The organism is Leucobacter sp. USHLN154, assembly GCF_037145595.1.
Lineage (GTDB): Bacteria > Actinomycetota > Actinomycetes > Actinomycetales > Microbacteriaceae > Leucobacter > Leucobacter alluvii.
Genome location: NZ_JBBCXF010000001.1, coordinates 298,381 through 314,688, shown reverse-complemented (window position 1 = coordinate 314,688; position 16,308 = coordinate 298,381). Strand labels below are relative to the sequence as shown.

24 protein-coding genes are annotated in these 16,308 nt (G+C 64.8%); all 24 read right to left on the bottom strand.

Annotated features, from left to right (window positions below):
- Window positions 1-53: 53 nt before the first annotated feature.
- Window positions 54-515, bottom strand: coding sequence for a 50S ribosomal protein L15 (rplO, locus tag WFH23_RS01450; protein ID WP_090147125.1), 462 nt, complete (start codon window positions 513-515; stop codon window positions 54-56).
- Window positions 512-700, bottom strand: a complete 189-nt coding sequence (rpmD, locus tag WFH23_RS01445) for a 50S ribosomal protein L30 (protein ID WP_090147122.1) — start codon at window positions 698-700, stop codon at window positions 512-514. The genes rplO and rpmD overlap by 4 nt, the downstream gene beginning before the upstream one ends.
- Entirely contained in the window at window positions 700-1,410 is a 711-nt protein-coding gene (rpsE, locus tag WFH23_RS01440; protein WP_090147120.1) for a 30S ribosomal protein S5, read from the bottom strand. The genes rpmD and rpsE overlap by 1 nt, the downstream gene beginning before the upstream one ends.
- Complete coding sequence (rplR, locus tag WFH23_RS01435) at window positions 1,407-1,781, bottom strand: 50S ribosomal protein L18 (RefSeq protein ID WP_010156412.1); 375 nt, start codon at window positions 1,779-1,781, stop codon at window positions 1,407-1,409. The genes rpsE and rplR overlap by 4 nt, the downstream gene beginning before the upstream one ends.
- Before the next feature lie 3 nt (window positions 1,782-1,784).
- Window positions 1,785-2,321: a 50S ribosomal protein L6 gene (gene rplF, locus WFH23_RS01430; protein ID WP_090147118.1), complete on the bottom strand. Its 537-nt coding sequence runs from the start codon at window positions 2,319-2,321 to the stop codon at window positions 1,785-1,787.
- Window positions 2,322-2,327: 6 nt separating this feature from the next.
- Window positions 2,328-2,726, bottom strand: coding sequence for a 30S ribosomal protein S8 (rpsH, locus tag WFH23_RS01425; protein WP_010156409.1), 399 nt, complete (start codon window positions 2,724-2,726; stop codon window positions 2,328-2,330).
- 118 nt (window positions 2,727-2,844) lie between these two features.
- The gene (gene rplE, locus WFH23_RS01420) at window positions 2,845-3,414 is read right to left on the bottom strand and encodes a 50S ribosomal protein L5 (RefSeq protein ID WP_010156408.1); all 570 of its coding nucleotides are present in this window, start codon (window positions 3,412-3,414) and stop codon (window positions 2,845-2,847) included.
- Complete coding sequence (gene rplX, locus WFH23_RS01415; protein ID WP_090147116.1) at window positions 3,411-3,776, bottom strand: 50S ribosomal protein L24; 366 nt, start codon at window positions 3,774-3,776, stop codon at window positions 3,411-3,413. Before rplX ends, rplE begins: the two co-directional genes overlap by 4 nt.
- A gap of 4 nt (window positions 3,777-3,780) precedes the next feature.
- Window positions 3,781-4,149 carry a 50S ribosomal protein L14 gene (rplN, locus tag WFH23_RS01410; RefSeq protein WP_058594067.1) on the bottom strand — a complete coding sequence of 123 codons (369 nt, stop codon included), beginning with the start codon at window positions 4,147-4,149 and terminating at the stop codon, window positions 3,781-3,783.
- 32 nt (window positions 4,150-4,181) lie between these two features.
- Complete coding sequence (gene rpsQ, locus WFH23_RS01405; protein WP_010156405.1) at window positions 4,182-4,454, bottom strand: 30S ribosomal protein S17; 273 nt, start codon at window positions 4,452-4,454, stop codon at window positions 4,182-4,184.
- Window positions 4,455-4,456: 2 nt separating this feature from the next.
- Window positions 4,457-4,762 (bottom strand): 50S ribosomal protein L29, encoded by a 306-nt coding sequence (gene rpmC, locus WFH23_RS01400; RefSeq protein WP_010156404.1) that lies wholly within the window; start codon window positions 4,760-4,762, stop codon window positions 4,457-4,459.
- Window positions 4,762-5,181 carry a 50S ribosomal protein L16 gene (gene rplP, locus WFH23_RS01395; protein WP_090147114.1) on the bottom strand — a complete coding sequence of 140 codons (420 nt, stop codon included), beginning with the start codon at window positions 5,179-5,181 and terminating at the stop codon, window positions 4,762-4,764. The genes rpmC and rplP overlap by 1 nt, the downstream gene beginning before the upstream one ends.
- Before the next feature lie 2 nt (window positions 5,182-5,183).
- Entirely contained in the window at window positions 5,184-5,942 is a 759-nt protein-coding gene (gene rpsC, locus WFH23_RS01390) for a 30S ribosomal protein S3 (protein WP_053352794.1), read from the bottom strand.
- Window positions 5,943-5,944: 2 nt separating this feature from the next.
- Window positions 5,945-6,325 (bottom strand): 50S ribosomal protein L22, encoded by a 381-nt coding sequence (gene rplV / locus WFH23_RS01385; RefSeq protein WP_090147112.1) that lies wholly within the window; start codon window positions 6,323-6,325, stop codon window positions 5,945-5,947.
- 25 nt (window positions 6,326-6,350) lie between these two features.
- Entirely contained in the window at window positions 6,351-6,632 is a 282-nt protein-coding gene (gene rpsS / locus WFH23_RS01380) for a 30S ribosomal protein S19 (RefSeq protein WP_010156398.1), read from the bottom strand.
- A gap of 24 nt (window positions 6,633-6,656) precedes the next feature.
- Window positions 6,657-7,493 (bottom strand): 50S ribosomal protein L2, encoded by an 837-nt coding sequence (gene rplB, locus WFH23_RS01375; protein ID WP_090147110.1) that lies wholly within the window; start codon window positions 7,491-7,493, stop codon window positions 6,657-6,659.
- 22 nt (window positions 7,494-7,515) lie between these two features.
- Window positions 7,516-7,815, bottom strand: coding sequence for a 50S ribosomal protein L23 (gene rplW, locus WFH23_RS01370; protein WP_010156396.1), 300 nt, complete (start codon window positions 7,813-7,815; stop codon window positions 7,516-7,518).
- Complete coding sequence (rplD, locus tag WFH23_RS01365; protein ID WP_010156395.1) at window positions 7,812-8,465, bottom strand: 50S ribosomal protein L4; 654 nt, start codon at window positions 8,463-8,465, stop codon at window positions 7,812-7,814. Before rplD ends, rplW begins: the two co-directional genes overlap by 4 nt.
- 3 nt (window positions 8,466-8,468) lie before the next feature.
- Window positions 8,469-9,122 carry a 50S ribosomal protein L3 gene (gene rplC / locus WFH23_RS01360; RefSeq protein ID WP_090147108.1) on the bottom strand — a complete coding sequence of 218 codons (654 nt, stop codon included), beginning with the start codon at window positions 9,120-9,122 and terminating at the stop codon, window positions 8,469-8,471.
- A gap of 14 nt (window positions 9,123-9,136) precedes the next feature.
- Window positions 9,137-9,445, bottom strand: a complete 309-nt coding sequence (gene rpsJ / locus WFH23_RS01355; RefSeq protein WP_010156393.1) for a 30S ribosomal protein S10 — start codon at window positions 9,443-9,445, stop codon at window positions 9,137-9,139.
- Between the two features lie 363 nt (window positions 9,446-9,808).
- Complete coding sequence (locus WFH23_RS01350; protein WP_336661353.1) at window positions 9,809-10,831, bottom strand: UDP-phosphate alpha-N-acetyl-D-fucosaminephosphotransferase; 1,023 nt, start codon at window positions 10,829-10,831, stop codon at window positions 9,809-9,811.
- Window positions 10,828-12,627, bottom strand: a complete 1,800-nt coding sequence (locus WFH23_RS01345; RefSeq protein WP_090147476.1) for an SDR family NAD(P)-dependent oxidoreductase — start codon at window positions 12,625-12,627, stop codon at window positions 10,828-10,830. Before WFH23_RS01345 ends, WFH23_RS01350 begins: the two co-directional genes overlap by 4 nt.
- A 188-nt stretch (window positions 12,628-12,815) precedes the next feature.
- The gene (gene tuf / locus WFH23_RS01340; RefSeq protein ID WP_090147100.1) at window positions 12,816-14,009 is read right to left on the bottom strand and encodes an elongation factor Tu; all 1,194 of its coding nucleotides are present in this window, start codon (window positions 14,007-14,009) and stop codon (window positions 12,816-12,818) included.
- 162 nt (window positions 14,010-14,171) lie between these two features.
- Window positions 14,172-16,286: an elongation factor G gene (fusA, locus tag WFH23_RS01335; RefSeq protein ID WP_090147097.1), complete on the bottom strand. Its 2,115-nt coding sequence runs from the start codon at window positions 16,284-16,286 to the stop codon at window positions 14,172-14,174.
- Between the last annotated feature and the right edge of the window lie 22 nt (window positions 16,287-16,308).

The following is a 16,308-nucleotide window of genomic DNA, read 5'->3' as shown; positions in this document are numbered from 1 at the left end:
GAGCCCCCGCTACTCGGGAGATCCCCGAGGGTGTTGCTGGTCCGAACGGACCGTTACTTCACTGCTCCGCCTGCGGCGACGATCTTCTGCTCAGCGGAGCTCGAGACCTTGTCGACCTGCACGTTGAGCTTGACCTGGAGGTCGCCGTTGCCCAGCACCTTGACGGGCTGGTTCTTGCGAACGGCGCCCTTGGCCACGAGATCCTCGACGGTGACGTCGCCACCCTGGGGGTAGAGCTCAGCGAGCTTCGCGACGTTCACCACCTGGTACTCGGTGCGGAACGGGTTCTTGAACCCGCGGAGCTTCGGGGTGCGCATATGCAGCGGCATCTGTCCACCCTCGAAGCCGACCTTGACCTGGTACCGAGCCTTGGTGCCCTTGGTACCGCGGCCTGCGGTCTTGCCCTTCGATGCCTCGCCACGACCCACGCGGGTCTTGGCCTTCTTGGAACCGGGAGCCGGACGGAGGTGGTGCGCCTTCAGCACCGACTCACGCTCCTCGTTGTTCTCGCTCATACGTCGATCTCCTCAACCACTACCAGGTGAGCGACCGCGCGAATGTAGCCTCGGTTGGCCTGAGTGTCTTCACGAACGACCGACTGGCCGATCTTTTTGAGACCCAAGCTCCGCAGCGTGTCGCGCTGGTTCTGCTTTTCACTGATGACGGACTTCGTCTGCGTAACCTTCAGGCTCTTCGCCATTACGCACCTGCCTTTGCCTTCGCGGCAGCGTCGGCCGCGGCCTTCGCCTCAGCGCGCACGATGCGGGCCGGAGCGACGCGGTCGAAGTCGAGGCCGCGGCGAGCTGCGACGGAGCGGGGCTCCTCGAGCTGCTGCAGTGCCTCAACGGTCGCATGCACGATGTTCAGGGTGTTCGACGAACCGAGCGACTTGCTCAGCACATCGTGGATGCCGGCGCACTCGAGTACGGCGCGCACCGGGCCACCGGCGATAACACCGGTACCTGCTGCTGCCGGACGCAGAAGTACGACACCGGCTGCGGCCTCGCCCTGCACGGGGTGCGGGATGGTGCTGCCGACGCGGGGCACGCGGAAGAAGTTCTTCTTGGCCTCTTCGACACCCTTTGCGATGGCGAGAGGCACCTCCTTCGCCTTGCCGTAGCCGACGCCGACGGTTCCGTTGCCATCGCCCACCACGACGAGCGCGGTGAAGCTGAAGCGACGGCCGCCCTTGACGACCTTCGAGACGCGGTTGATGGTGACGACGCGCTCGAGGAACTGGCTCTCGTTGCGGTCGCGGCCGCCGCGCTCGTTGCGGGTTCCGCGATCGCGGCTCCCGCGACGCTGCTCGCGCGGCTCGTTGCGGTGATCCTGAGCCGGAGCGGCCTGCCCGGCCGTCGTCTCAGACTGGGCCTCTGCAGACACTTGCTGCTCCTTCGTTTCGTTGCTCACAGGGTCAGCCCCCCTTCGCGAGCGCCATCGGCGATCGCTGCGACGCGACCGGCGTACTTGCTGCCGCCGCGGTCGAATACCACAGCGTCGATGCCGGCGCCCTTGGCGCGCTCAGCGACGAGTTCGCCGACCTTGCGGGCCTTGGCGGTCTTGTCGCCGTCGAACGAACGCAGATCGGCTTCCATGGTCGAAGCCGAAGCGAGGGTGAGACCCTTCGAGTCATCGACGACCTGTACGAAGACGTGGCGGGATGAGCGGTTGACGACGAGACGGGGGCGAACCTCCGTGCCGACGATCTTCTTGCGCAGGCGGGTGTGGCGGCGAACGCGCGCAGCCGACCGACCCTTAGCCCGGGATACTGAAGCGGCCATGGGTTACTTACCAGCCTTTCCTGCCTTGCGACGGACAACCTCGCCCGCGTAGCGAATGCCCTTGCCCTTGTAGGGCTCCGGCTTCTTCAGCTTGCGGATGTTGGCTGCGGCCTCGCCGACAGCCTGCTTCGAGATCCCGCTGACGGTGATCTTGGTGTTGCCCTCGACCGCGAGCGTGATGCCCTCGGGGGCGTCCACGTTGACCGGGTGCGAGAAGCCGAGCGCGAGCTCGAGGCCGGTGCCCTTCTGCTGCACGCGGTATCCCGTGCCGACGACCTCGAGCTGCTTGGTGTAGCCCTCGGTGACGCCGATGATGTTGTTGTTGATGAGCGTGCGGCTGAGGCCGTGCAGCGCTCGGGAATCGCGCTCGTCGTTCGGGCGGGTGACGAGCACCTGACCGTCCTCGAGTGCGACGCGGATGGGATCTGCGACGACGAGCGAGAGCTCGCCCTTCGCGCCCTTGACCGTGACCTTCTGGCCGTCGATCTTGACATCTACACCGCCGGGAACGGCGATGGGAAGCTTACCAATACGTGACATGACGCCTTACCACACGTAAGCGAGGACTTCCCCGCCAACGCCCTTCTGCTCAGCCTCGCGGTCAGTCAACAGACCCGAGGAGGTGGACAGGATCGCGATGCCGAGTCCGCCGAGCACGCTCGGGATCTCGGTCGAGCCCGCGTACACGCGAAGGCCGGGCTTGGAGACCCGCTTGATGCCCTCGATCGAACGCTCGCGGTTCGGGCCGTACTTCAGCGACATGGTGATGGTCGTGCCCACGCGTGCGGCCTCGACCTTCCAGTCCTGGATGTAGCCTTCGCGCTTGAGGATCTCAGCGATCCGCTCCTTCAGCTTCGAGCCGGGGAGCGAAACGTCGTCATGATGCGCAGAGTTTGCGTTGCGCAGCCGGGTCAGCATATCTGCTACCGGATCAGTCATCGTCATGAGTGACTCTTTCTTTCTCGCCTGGTTTCATACGCCGGTACACCGACGCATGACCTGGGTGACACACGGATTGGGTGCCCGGGGATTCCCGAGCACCCTCGCCGTTTGGACTATTCAGTTATTCCGACTTGAAGGGGAAGCCGAGCGCGCGAAGCAGCGCACGGCCCTCATCGTCGGTCTTCGCGGTGGTCACGACAGTGATGTCGAACCCACGCACGCGATCAATCTTATCCTGATCGATCTCGTGGAACACACTCTGCTCGGTCAAACCGAAGGTGTAGTTGCCGTTTCCATCGAACTGGCGCGGCGAAAGGCCACGGAAATCGCGGATACGGGGCAGAGCCAGGTTCACCAGGCGGTCGAGGAACTCCCACGACCGATCGCCACGGAGCGTGACGTGAGCACCGATCGCCTGGCCCTCGCGCAGCTTGAACTGCGCGATGGACTTGCGAGCCTTGGTGACCATGGGCTTCTGACCGGTGATCTTCACGAGATCGGCGATCGCGCCCTCGATCACCTTGCTGTCGCGAGCGGCTTCACCGACACCGGTGTTCACGACGACCTTGACGACGCCGGGAACCTGCATGATGTTGGCGTAGCCGAACTCTTCGCGCAGCTGCGGAACGATCTCGGAGCGGTACTTCTGCTTCAGGCGGGGCTGAGCGGTGGTCGCTGCAGTCTCGGTCATGCGAGATCCTTCCCGGACTTCTTCGCGAAACGAACGCGAACAGTCTTCTTCTTGCCGTCTTTCTCGACTTCCTCGACGCGGAACCCGACGCGAGTCGGCTTCTTCGTCTCGGGGTCGACGACTGCGACGTTGGACACGTGGATCGGAGCCTCGACGGTCTCGATGCCACCCTCGCGGGTGCCACGGTCCGACTGGCCGACGCGCACATGCTTGGTGACGAAGTTGACGCCCTCCACCACGATGCGATCGGTTTCGGACAGGACCTCGATTACTCGACCCTGCTTGCCCTTGTAGCCGCCGCGTTCCTGCGACGGGCCAGAGATGACCTCGACGAGGTCACCCTTCTTGATCTTTGCGCCCATAGGACTAGATCACCTCCGGTGCGAGCGAGACGATCTTCATGAACCGCTTGTCGCGGAGTTCACGTCCGACCGGCCCGAAGATGCGGGTGCCGCGGGGCTCCCCGTCGGCCTTGAGGATAACGGCGGCGTTCTCGTCGAACGCGATGTACGATCCGTCACCACGACGGGTCGACTTGCGAGTCCGGACGATGACGGCCTTGACCACATCGCCCTTCTTGACGTTGCCACCGGGGATCGCGTCCTTGACGGTCGCGACGATCGTGTCGCCGAGACCGGCGTAACGACGCTTCGAGCCACCGAGGACACGGATCGTGAGCAACTCCTTGGCGCCGCTGTTGTCGGCCACCTTGAGTCGGGATTCCTGCTGAATCACTTGCTACTCCTTCACTGAGTAAGCCCGAGGGCTTACTTCGCCTTCTCGAGGACCTCGACCAGACGCCAGCGCTTGGAAGCGCTCAGCGGCCGGGTCTCGTGGATGAGCACGAGATCGCCGATACCGGCCGTGTTCTGCTCGTCGTGGGCCTTGACCTTCGACGAGCGGCGGAGCACCTTGCCGTACAGCGGGTGCTTCACACGGTCCTCGACCTCGACAACGATGGTCTTCTCCATCTTGTCGCTGACGACATAGCCGCGGCGGGCCTTACGGTAGCCGCGCTGTTCCTTCTCGACCTCAGCCATGTCTAGGCCTCCTTCGTCTCAGCGGCGGCATCCGCCTGCTCGGTCTTCTTGCTGCTCTTCTTCGCCTTTGCGGGCGCAGCAGCAGGGGTGGCACGAATGCCGAGCTCACGCTCGCGCAGCACGGTGTAGATGCGAGCGATGTCGCGCTTCACCTGACGAACGCGGCCGTGGCTTTCCAGCTGGCCGGTAGCCGACTGGAAGCGAAGGTTGAAGAGTTCGCCCTTCGCCTTCTTGAGCTCTTCGGCCAACCGCTCGTTCTCGAAACTATCGAGCTCGGTGATGGCCAGTTCTTTGGTACCGATCGCCATTACGCGTCGCCCTCCTCGCGCTTGATAATGCGGGCCTTGAGGGGCAGCTTGTGGATGGCGCGGGTGAGCGCCTCGCGTGCGAGCTCCTCATCGACACCGGCGACCTCGAAGAGGACGCGGCCCGGCTTGACATTGGCAACCCACCACTCGGGCGAGCCCTTACCCGAACCCATGCGGGTTTCCGCAGGCTTCTTGGTCAGGGGACGATCGGGGTAGATGTTGATCCACACCTTGCCGCCACGCTTGATGTGACGCGTCATGGCGATACGAGCGGACTCGATCTGACGGTTGGTCACGTAGGCGGGGGTCAGTGCCTGGATACCGAACTCGCCGAAGGCGATCTCGTTACCGCCCTTGGACTGACCGGTGCGGCTCGGGTGGTGCTGCTTGCGGTACTTGACTCGACGGGGAATCAGCATGCTTACTTCTCCGCTCCTGCTGCAGCGGGTGCAGCCTCGGCCTGTGCACCACGGGGTGCACGGCGGCGGTCGCCGCGGTCGCGCGACGGCTTCTGGGCCGCCTGCTCACGAGCGAGTTCCTTGTTGGTCAGGTCGCCCTTGTAGATCCAGACCTTCACGCCGATACGACCGAAGGTGGTCTTCGCCTCGTAGAAGCCGTAGTCGATGTTCGCGCGGAGCGTGTGCAGCGGCACACGGCCTTCGCGGTAGAACTCCGAACGGCTCATCTCGGCGCCGCCGAGGCGGCCGGAGACCTGGATGCGGATGCCCTTGGCGCCGGCGCGCTGAGCGCCCTGCAGACCCTTGCGCATCGCACGGCGGAACGCCACGCGAGCAGCGAGCTGCTCGGCGATGCCCTGTGCGACGAGCTGAGCGTCAGCCTCGGGGTTCTTGACCTCGAGGATGTTGAGCTGGATCTGCTTGCCGGTGAGCTTCTCGAGGTCAGCGCGGATGCGCTCGGCCTCGGCGCCGCGACGACCGATGACGATACCGGGACGTGCCGAGTGGATGTCCACGCGAACACGGTCACGGGTGCGCTCGATCTCCACGCGGGACACGCCGGCACGGTCGAGCTGCTTCGTCAGGTGCTGACGGATCTTGATGTCCTCGGCGAGGTAGTCAGCGTAGCGCTGCCCGGCCTTCGTCGAGTCCGAGAACCAACGCGACACGTGATCGGTGGTGATCCCGAGGCGGAAGCCATAGGGATGAATCTTCTGGCCCATACCTAGGCTCCCTTCTTCACGGCGGCGAGCTCATCAGCCGTCTGCAGCACGACAGTGATGTGGCTGGTGCGCTTGTTGATACGGAATGCGCGGCCCTGAGCACGGGGGCGGAAACGCTTGAGCGTTGCGCCCTCGTCCACGAATGCACGAGCTACGACGAGCTCGTCCTCGTTGAGACGCAGGTTCTCCTTGTCGGCCTTGACGCGCGCATTCGCGATCGCCGAAGCGACGAGCTTGAAAATCGGCTCCGCTGCGGCCTGCGGGGCGAACTTCAGGATGGCGAGTGCCTCCTGAGCGTTCTTCCCACGGACCAGGTCAATGACACGACGGGCCTTCTGGGGGGTGATGCGGATGTGACGCAGACGTGCGGTCGACTCCACCATTTCTCTTCCTCCTTCACGTCACCGCTTAGCGGCGACGGCCCTTCTTGTCGTCTTTCACGTGACCGCGGAAGGTACGCGTGGGCGCGAATTCGCCCAGCTTGTGACCGACCATGGTCTCCGTTACGAACACGGGGATGTGCTTCCGACCGTCGTGCACCGCGATGGTGTGTCCCAGCATTGCCGGGATGATCATCGAGCGGCGCGACCAGGTCTTGATCACGTTCTTGGAGCCAGCTTCGTTCTGGACAATCACCTTGTTCAACAGGTGGTTATCGACGAAGGGGCCCTTCTTGAGACTACGAGGCATCTTCTACTCTCTCCTACCTGTCGACTAACGCTTCTTGCCAGCGTTGCGGCGACGCACGATGAGCTTGTCGCTTTCCTTGTTCGGATGGCGCGTACGGCCTTCCTTCTGGCCCCAGGGGCTGACCGGGTGACGACCACCGGAGGTGCGGCCTTCGCCACCACCGTGGGGGTGATCCACCGGGTTCATGACGACACCACGCACGGTCGGGCGGACGCCCTTCCAGCGCATGCGGCCGGCCTTGCCCCAGTTGATGTTCGACTGCTCGGCGTTGCCCACCTCGCCGACGGTCGCGCGGCAGCGCGCGTCGACGTTGCGGATCTCGCCCGACGGCAGACGCAGCTGGGCGTAGGGGCCGTCCTTCGCCACGAGGCGAACCGACGCACCTGCGGAACGAGCGAGCTTCGCTCCCCCGCCCGGCTTCAGCTCGATCGCGTGGATGACCGTACCGGTCGGGATGTTGCGCAGCGGCAGGTTGTTGCCGGGCTTGATGTCAGCACCGGAACCCGACTCGACGACGTCGCCCTGCTTGAGCTTGTTCGGCGCGATGATGTAGCGCTTCGTGCCGTCCACGAAATGCAGCAGCGCGATGCGCGCCGTGCGGTTCGGGTCGTACTCGATGTGCGCGACCTTGGCATCCACGCCGTCCTTGTCATGACGACGGAAGTCGATGACGCGGTACTGGCGCTTGTGGCCACCACCGATGTGACGGGTGGTGATCCGGCCCTGGTTGTTGCGGCCGCCGGTCTTGGGGAGCGGACGGAGCAGCGACTTCTCAGGCGTCGAGCGGGTGATTTCAGCGAAATCAGCAACGCTCGAGCCACGACGACCCGGGGTCGTCGGCTTGTACTTGCGAATTGCCATGATGTGTTCCTCTTCGCCCCTTCTACAGCGCAGCCGTGAAGATGTCGATGGAGCCCGACTTCAGGGTGACGATGGCGCGCTTCGTGTCCTTGCGCTTGCCCAGACCGAACTTCGTTCGACGGGACTTGCCCTTGCGGGTCAGCGTGCGGACCTTGGCGACCTTCACATTGAAGACCTCCTCGACGGCGAGCTTGATCTCGGTCTTGTTCGACTCGGGCTGCACCTCGAAGGTGTACTGGCCGTTGGCGTCGATGAGACCGTAGCTCTTCTCCGAGACGATCGGGCGGATGATGACGTCGTGTGCGGACTTGTTCAAGCTCACTTCGTGTCCTCCTGAGCGGCACGGCCATCGACGAATGCGTCGAAGGCGGCCTTGGTGAAGACGAGATCGTCGCTGACGACCACGTCGTAGGCGTTGAGCTGATCCTGGAACAGCACGTGAACGTGCGCCAGGTTGCGAACGCTGAGCGCCGTCAACTCATCTTCACGGGTGATGACCACGAGCACGCGCTTGCCCGGCGCGACCGACGCGAGGAACTCGCGAGCAGCCTTCGTGCTGGGCTTGTCGGCGATGCCGAACGTCTCGACGACGTGCAGACGGTTCGCGCGGGCGCGATCCGACAGCAGGCCGCGAAGCGCAGCGGCGATCATCTTCTTCGGGGTGCGCTGAGCGTAGTCGCGCGGCACGGGGCCGTGCACGACGCCGCCGCCGCGGTGCTCAGGAGCGCGAACCGAGCCCTGACGAGCGCGGCCGGTGCCCTTCTGCTTGAACGGCTTGACACCCGAACCGGAGACCTCGCCGCGGTTCTTGGTCTTGTGCGTACCCTGACGCGCAGCTGCGAGCTGAGCGGTGACCACCTGGTGGATCAGCGGGATGTTGGGGTCGACACCGAAGATGGTCTCGGGAAGGTCAACCGACCCGGCCTTCTTGCCCTGAGCGTCGAACACCTCGAGCTTGGTAGCGGTAGCCATGAACTACGCCCCCTTCACTGCGTTGCGAACGAATACGAGACGACCGCGCGCTCCGGGAACCGCACCCTTGACCAGGATGAGACCCTTCTCAGCGTCGACCGCCTGAACGGTGAGGTTCTGCACGGTGACGCGCTCGCCACCCATGCGACCGGGCATGCGCTGGCCCTTGAAGACACGACCGGGAGTGGCAGCGCCACCGATCGAGCCGGGCTTGCGGTGGTTGCGGTGCGCGCCGTGCGACGCGCCAACGCCCTTGAAGTTGTGACGCTTCATGGCGCCGGCGAAGCCCTTGCCCTTCGAGGTGCCGACGACGTCGATCAGCTGACCGGCTTCGAAGGTGCCGTCGACGGTGAGCTCCTGACCGAGCGCGTACTCCGACGCATCGGAGGTGCGGACCTCGGTGAGGTGACGGCGCGGCGTGACGCCGGCCTTCTCGAAGTGACCTGCGGTCGGCTTGTTCACCTTGCGGGGGTCGATCTGACCGGCGGCGATCTGCACGGCGCTGTAGCCGTCGACCTCTGCGGTGCGGATCTGGGTGACGACGTTCGGTGCCACCTCGATGACGGTCACGGGAACGACGTTCCCATTCTCGTCCCATACCTGCGTCATACCGAGCTTGGTGCCCAGAAGACCCTTCACGTTACGTACTACTGACATGTCCGGATCCCCCCTTAGAGCTTGATCTCGATGTTGACGTCGGCAGGCAGGTCGAGACGCATGAGCGAATCGACAGCCTTCGGGGTGGGATCGACGATGTCGATGAGACGCTTGTGCGTGCGCTTCTCGAAGTGCTCGCGGCTGTCCTTGTACTTGTGGGGCGAACGGATCACTGCGATCACGTTCTTCTCCGTCGGGAGCGGCACGGGGCCGATCACGGTCGCACCCGCGCGGGTCACCGTGTCGACGATCTTGCGCGCGGAGCTGTCGATGACCTCGTGGTCATACGACTTCAGTCGGATGCGGATCTTCTGTCCCGCCATGTGACTCTCTACTTTCTACTTGCGTCGTACCACCACCCGGAGGTCGTGGCATTGGACGTCTTACGTACCAGCGCCCTGGCTGCAGCGCTTTCGCGCTTCGTGCTGGGTCTCTGTTCACCTGTCAAAACCGGCCGGCCCGTATGGACGGGCGAGGCGGCCCCGCGCGCACGAAAGCGGCCGGACTCACGTCTGGCCGCCGAACGGCGTGCAGGTCTCGTTCGCTACCCGCGGCCTAACCGGAACCCCGAGCGAGCGGGGCGGTTATGCACTGCCTGGCAGTGATCCGCACCGAGGCGCGGAGTACTGAACCTGTCTATTCTCGCACGGGGGACGCCGCCGTGCAACCCGGGCGTGTCGCGCTCGTCAGCCGCGACGCGGCAGGAGTCTCGGGAGCAGCAGGTAGAGCACCAGGACGGCGAGACCCGCACCGAACAGCGCGATCGCACCCGCCGTACTGGTGAACACGGACCCGAGTCCGAGCAGCGAGGTGGCGAGTGTTGCGCCGGCCGTCATCGCAGAGGCCTGCACGTGCGAATATCCCAGCTGCTGAATCCGCTGGTACGTATGCTCCTTGTGCGGTTCATCCCAGCGGCGCCCGGCCCGCACGCGCTTCACGAGCGTCACCGCGACGTCGCCGAAGTAGATCACCATGGGCCCGATCGTCGCCAGCAGCGGAACCCCGGCCACCAGCGCAGCGAAACTCGTGATCGCCGTCGCACCGCCGAGCAGATAGCTCCCGACATCGCCCAGGAACGCTCCGGGTTTCGTCAGGTTCCACGGGAGGAAGCCGCCGAATCCGGCGGCGAGCACGAGGCCGGCCGCGAGTAGCCAGGGAAGCCCGAGGAACCAACCTGCTGCCGCGAACGTCAGACCTGCGATGACGCCGTGGAACCCGCTGATGCCGTTCAATCCGTCCATGAAGTTCGCGACGTTGATGTAGCTCGAGATGAAGAGCACCGCGTAGATCGCCAGGAGCAGCGCTCCCCAGAGCGGGAGGCCAGGACCGGCGAGAACGAGGATCGCGACCGCTGAAGTGAGTGCGATCACCAGCAGCAGGACGCTGCGGACCCCCACGCTCAGCCCCCAGAGATCTTCGGCGAATCCGAGCAGCCCTGCAGCGAACGAACCGACGACGACCGTCAGCAGGAGCCGCGTGTCCCCCGCTCCGGTGTGCTGCGCGACCACCGCGAACCCGCCGGCCGCGCCCATCGCGATGAGCACGGCCAACCCGAGGCCGCGCAGCACCGGGCGCTCGTGAGAGGAGCGCTCGTTGGGGATGTCCATGATGCCGAGCCGCACGAGCATGGGCCGCACGAGGTACGGCAGCAGGATGCTCAGGACGAGTGCAAGAACGCCCGCCACCAGGGCGATCGCGAACGGCGTCACTGCACCCGCTCCTCAGCCGCCGCGGTCAGGTCCATTCGCGCGACCCATCCCTCGTGATCGAGCACCGCAGGCGAAATGGAATCGACCCTCGCGTGGGAGATCTTCGGGTGATAGGGGCGCTCATCGCCCTCTCCCTCCCCGACCAGCTCCTCGTGCAGCTTCTCGCCGTGCCGGAGTCCAGTGAAGACGATGTCGACGTCGCGGCCGGACTGCGCGATCATTCGCTTCGCCACGTCGAGAATGCTCACCGGCTCCCCCATGTCGAGGATCAGCACTTCTCCGGGGCGACCGATGCCGCCCGCCTGCACGACCAACTGGCACGCCTCAGGGATCGTCATGAAGAACCTGGTCACGTTCGGATGCGTCACGGTCACCGGGCCACCGGCCTCGATCAGCTTCCGGAATGTCGGAAGCATCGATCCGCGGCTGCCGATCACGTTCCCGAAGCGCACCGAGAGGTACCGCTGACCCGTGTGCTCCGCCATCCAGGCGGTCAGCTTCTCCGCCACGCGCTTCGAGTGTCCGAGCACGCTCGTCGGATTCGCAGCCTTGTCCGTCGAGATGTTGACGAACGTCCCGACCTCTGCCGCCTGCGCCGCGCGCAACACGTTCAGCGTTCCGAGCACGTTCGTCTTCCACGCCTCATCCGGGTACTGTTCGAGCATCGGCAGATGCTTGAGGGCCGCGGCGTGGAAGACCACCTCCGGTCGCCGTTCGCGGAACAGGCGCTCGAGGGCTCCGGCGTCTCGGATGTCGGCGAGCACCACGTCCTGGGTATCGAGCAGACCGTGACCGCTGATCGACAGCTGCGTCTCCTGCAGCGCCGTCTCGTCTCGGTCGAGCATGATGAGTTCCCGCGGCGCGAATCGAGCGAGCTGCCGGCAGAGCTCGGACCCGATCGACCCGCCAGCCCCTGTGACCAGCACCCGCCGATCCTGGAGGTACGAGGCGATCGACTCGGTCTCGAGCCGTACCGGGTGCCGGCCGATGAGATCCTCGATGGAGAGCTGCCGCACGTCGGAGATCACCGAGTTGTTTCGGAGGATCTGGTCGAGCGGCGGCAGCACCATCGCCGTCATCCCCGCGCGGTTCGCGGCCTCATCGACGCGGCGCATCAGACCCGCGTCGGCGTCGCCGATGCAGATGATGAGCTTCGTGGCACGCGTGAGCCGTGCGACCTCCGCCAGGTCGTCGAAGCCGCCGAGTACCCGCACGCCGCGCACTTCCTGCCGGCGCTTCTTCGGGTCGTCGTCGATGAAGCCCACCGGGAGCGCCGAGCCCTTCGCGTCCGTGAGCAGGCGCTTCGCGGTCTGCACGCCGAGATATCCCGCGCCGTACAGCAGTGTGCGCTCCGCCTCCGAGCCGGGCAGCATCTGGCGCTCCTGGTACAGGCGCATCACGTATCGCGCGACCCCCATCAGGCTGAAGGTGATCGGCGCCGCGATGAAGAGCGTGCTGCGCGGAATGCCGTTTCCGTACCCGACCAGGTACGCGAACAGCCATGCGACGACCATCACCGCGGTGATATCGAGCACGAGCACCCGCACCTCGTCGAAGCTGCCGATCTGGTATCGGTTGCGGTACAACCAGGAGAGCCAGCCGACGACGAGCTGGAGCAGCACCGTGACGCCGATGACGACGAGCGTCCACCCCCAGTGGATCCTCATCAGGTTGAAATCGAACCGCAGCACGAGCGCTGCAAGGATTCCGACACCCCACGCTCCGGCGTCGGCGAGGAACAGGACGCCGTACTGCCGGGCGAAGTGGCCGATTCGGCCCGCGGCGGACTGCGGCACGTGGGCTCCCTTCGTTCCGCCCGAATCCGGTGACATCGGGCGTGGATCAGCTTCGAGAATACCGCGCGGCACCTGCGCAGAAGCGGAGGCCGCGCGGGCGGGCGGGAACGGCAGAACCCCCGAGGACGGATCCCCGGGGGTTCTGGTACTCCACGGTCAGACCATGGGTACGGGTAGTGCTACGAGACTTACTCGACGACCTTGGTCACCGTGCCGGCGCCGACGGTGCGGCCACCCTCACGGATCGCGAAGCCGAGGCCCTCTTCCATAGCGATCGGCTGGATCAGCTCGACCGACATGTCGGTGGTGTCACCGGGCATGACCATCGGCTTGTCCTCGGGAAGGGTGATGACACCCGTCACGTCCGTGGTACGGAAGTAGAACTGCGGACGGTAGTTCGTCTCGAACGGGTTGTGGCGGCCACCCTCATCCTTCTTGAGGATGTAGGCGGTGCCCTCGAACTTGGTGTGCGGGGTGATCGAGCCCGGGGCCACGACGACCTGGCCGCGCTCGACATCTTCGCGCTTCGTGCCGCGGAGCAGCAGGCCACAGTTCTCGCCGGCCCATGCCTCGTCGAGCTGCTTGTGGAACATCTCGATGCCGGTGACAGTGGTCTTCTGCGTCGGGCGCAGACCCACGATCTCGACCTCGGAGTTGATCTTCAGCGTGCCGCGCTCGGCGCGACCCGTGACGACGGTGCCACGACCGGTGATCGTGAAGACGTCCTCGACGGGCATCAGGAACGGCTTGTCCTTGTCGCGCACGGGATCCGGGATGCTCTCATCGACGGCTTCCATGAGCTCGACGATCGAGTTGACCCACTTCTCGGTGCCCTGAAGCGCCTCGTAGCCCGACACGCGGACGACGGGGACGTCGTCTCCCGGGTAGCCCTGCTTGGAGAGCTCCTCGCGGACCTCCATCTCGACGAGCTCGAGGATCTCCTCGTCGTCGACCATGTCGCTCTTGTTGAGGGCGACGAGCAGGTAGGGAACGCCGACCTGCTTGGCGAGCAGGATGTGCTCCTTGGTCTGAGCCATCATGCCGTCGGTCGCTGCAACCACCAGGATCGCGCCGTCCATCTGGGCGGCACCGGTGATCATGTTCTTGATGTAGTCAGCGTGACCGGGTGCATCGACGTGAGCGTAGTGACGCTTGTCGGTCTCGTACTCAACGTGCGAGATGTTGATGGTGATGCCGCGCTGGCGCTCCTCGGGAGCCGAGTCGATCGTGTCGAAGTCGCGCTGCACGTTCACGTCTGACGGGAACTTGTCGGCGAGGGTCTTCGAGATCGCCGCAGTAAGAGTCGTCTTACCGTGGTCGACGTGACCGATCGTTCCGATGTTTACGTGCGGCTTGGTCCGCTCGAACTTGGCCTTCGCCACTATGGTCCTCCTCAGGACGTCGAGTACCGTTTTCCTCCGACGGTTTCGGAGGACACGAATACGGGGTTGGTGTCACTATGTTACAAGCTCAGCGCTGTGATCGCGACCTGAGCGGGCCGGCCGGCGGTGATGCGAGGCACCTCCGCCGACCGGCGGGCGAAATTACTCGCCCTTGGCCTTCTGGATGATCTCTTCGGAGACGGCCTTCGGAACCTCGGCGTACGAGTCGAAGGTCATCGAGAACACCGCACGACCACTGGTCTTCGACCGGAGGTCGCCGATGTACCCGAACATCTCGGAAAGCGGGACGAGGGCGCGCACGACCTTGACGCCGCTCGCATCCTCCATCGACTGGATCTGACCGCGACGCGAGTTCAGATCGCCGATGACGTCGCCCATGTACTCCTCGGGAGTACGCACCTCGACCGCCATGAGCGGTTCCAGCAGGACGGGCTGCGCGAGACGCGCGGCCTCCTTGAACGCCATCGAACCGGCGATCTTGAACGCCATCTCCGAGGAGTCGACGTCGTGGTACTGGCCGTCGAGCAGCTGCGCGCGCACGTTCACGACCGGGAAGCCGGCCAGGATGCCGTACTGCATCGCGTCCTGGATGCCCGCGTCGACCGACGGGATGTACTCGCGAGGAACGCGACCACCGGTCACCTTGTCCTCGAAGAGGTACACCTTGTCGTCTTCGTTCTCGAGCGGAGCGAGCGAGATCTGCACCTTGGCGAACTGACCCGAACCACCGGTCTGCTTCTTGTGGGTGTAGTCGTACTTCGGCACCTCGCGACGGATCGTCTCGCGGTATGCGACCTGCGGCTTGCCGACGTTCGCTTCGACGTTGAACTCGCGCTTCATGCGATCGACGAGGATGTCGAGGTGGAGTTCGCCCATGCCCGCGATGACGGTCTGGCCGGTCTCGGCGTTGAGGCTCACGCGGAACGTGGGATCCTCTTCGGCGAGCTTCTGGATGGCGACGCCGAGCTTCTCCTGGTCGCTCTTCGTCTTCGGCTCGATCGCGACCTCGATGACGGGCTCGGGGAACGTCATCGACTCGAGGACGACCTGGTTCGCGGAGTCCGACAGCGTATCGCCCGTCGTGGTGTCCTTGAGACCGATCACCGCGTAGATGTTTCCGGCGGTGAGCTCGTCGACCGGGATCTCCTTGTTGGCGTGCATCTGGAAGATCTTGCCGATGCGCTCCTTCTTGCCCTTGGTCGAGTTGACGACCTGGGTGCCAGAGGGAACGTTGCCGGAGTACACGCGGACGTAGGTCAGACGACCGAAGAACGGGTGTACAGCGATCTTGAAGGCGAGCGCCGAGAAGGGCTCGCTGGCCGACGGCTTGCGCTCGATGACGATCGACTCGTCACGCGGGTCGTGCGCCTCGATCGAGCCGACGTCGAGCGGGTTCGGCAGGAAGTCGACGACCGCGTCGAGCATCGGCTGGATGCCGCGGTTCTTGAACGCCGAGCCGCAGTACACGGGGTAGATCTCGTTGTTCACGACGAGCTTGCGGATTCCCGCCTTGATCTCGTCGATGCTGAGCTCTTCACCCGCGAAGTACTTCTCGAGGAGAGCATCGTCAGCTTCGGCGACTGCCTCGACGAGCTGAGCGCGGTACTCCTCGGCCTTCGCCTGCAGATCGGCGGGGATCTCCTGCGTCTCGTAGGCAGCGCCCAGCGAGACGTCGCCCTTGGCGTCGCCTTCCCAGACGAATGCCTTCATCGAGAGGAGATCGACGACGCCGATGAAGTCGGACTCGGCGCCGATGGGCAGCTGCATGACGAGCGGCTTCGCGCCGAGTCGGCTGACGATGGTGTCGACCGTGAAGTAGAAGTCGGCGCCCATCTTGTCCATCTTGTTGACGAAGCAGATGCGGGGCACGCCGTACTTGTCTGCCTGACGCCAGACGGTCTCCGACTGGGGCTCGACGCCCTCCTTGCCGTCGAACACGGCAACCGCGCCGTCGAGCACGCGGAGCGAGCGCTCCACCTCGACGGTGAAGTCGACGTGGCCCGGCGTATCGATGATGTTGATCTGGTTCTTGTTCCAGAAGCACGTGACGGCAGCGCTGGTGATGGTGATACCGCGCTCCTTCTCCTGCTCCATCCAGTCAGTCGTCGAGGCGCCGTCGTGCGTCTCACCCAGCTTGTGGTTCACACCCGTGTAGAACAGGATGCGCTCGGTGGTGGTGGTCTTGCCGGCATCGATGTGCGCCATGATGCCGATGTTGCGGACCTTACTCAGGTCGGTGAGCACGTCTTGTGCCACAGGGTTCTCCTCCGGGGTGGGG

Excerpts from the sequence above, each read along its gene's own strand:
- rplV (WP_090147112.1), bottom strand. The coding sequence starts at position 6,325 with ATGGTGGAGTCGACCGCACGTCTGCGTCACATCCGCATCACCCCCCAG.
- rpsC (WP_053352794.1), bottom strand. The coding sequence starts at position 5,942 with ATGGGCCAGAAGATTCATCCCTATGGCTTCCGCCTCGGGATCACCACC.
- rplF (WP_090147118.1), bottom strand. The coding sequence starts at position 2,321 with ATGTCACGTATTGGTAAGCTTCCCATCGCCGTTCCCGGCGGTGTAGAT.
- rpsH (WP_010156409.1), bottom strand. The coding sequence starts at position 2,726 with ATGACGATGACTGATCCGGTAGCAGATATGCTGACCCGGCTGCGCAAC.
- rpmC (WP_010156404.1), bottom strand. The coding sequence starts at position 4,762 with ATGGCGATCGGTACCAAAGAACTGGCCATCACCGAGCTCGATAGTTTC.
- rplB (WP_090147110.1), bottom strand. The coding sequence starts at position 7,493 with ATGGCAATTCGCAAGTACAAGCCGACGACCCCGGGTCGTCGTGGCTCG.
- rplP (WP_090147114.1), bottom strand. The coding sequence starts at position 5,181 with ATGCTGATTCCCCGTCGAGTCAAGTACCGCAAGCAGCACCACCCGAGC.
- rplX (WP_090147116.1), bottom strand. The coding sequence starts at position 3,776 with ATGGGCGCAAAGATCAAGAAGGGTGACCTCGTCGAGGTCATCTCTGGC.
- rplC (WP_090147108.1), bottom strand. The coding sequence starts at position 9,122 with ATGTCAGTAGTACGTAACGTGAAGGGTCTTCTGGGCACCAAGCTCGGT.
- rpsQ (WP_010156405.1), bottom strand. The coding sequence starts at position 4,454 with ATGGCTGAGGTCGAGAAGGAACAGCGCGGCTACCGTAAGGCCCGCCGC.
- rpmD (WP_090147122.1), bottom strand. The coding sequence starts at position 700 with ATGGCGAAGAGCCTGAAGGTTACGCAGACGAAGTCCGTCATCAGTGAA.
- rplD (WP_010156395.1), bottom strand. The coding sequence starts at position 8,465 with ATGGCTACCGCTACCAAGCTCGAGGTGTTCGACGCTCAGGGCAAGAAG.
- rpsS (WP_010156398.1), bottom strand. The coding sequence starts at position 6,632 with ATGCCTCGTAGTCTCAAGAAGGGCCCCTTCGTCGATAACCACCTGTTG.
- rplE (WP_010156408.1), bottom strand. The coding sequence starts at position 3,414 with ATGACCGAGACTGCAGCGACCACCGCTCAGCCCCGCCTGAAGCAGAAG.
- rplR (WP_010156412.1), bottom strand. The coding sequence starts at position 1,781 with ATGGCCGCTTCAGTATCCCGGGCTAAGGGTCGGTCGGCTGCGCGCGTT.
- rpsJ (WP_010156393.1), bottom strand. The coding sequence starts at position 9,445 with ATGGCGGGACAGAAGATCCGCATCCGACTGAAGTCGTATGACCACGAG.
- rplO (WP_090147125.1), bottom strand. The coding sequence starts at position 515 with ATGAGCGAGAACAACGAGGAGCGTGAGTCGGTGCTGAAGGCGCACCAC.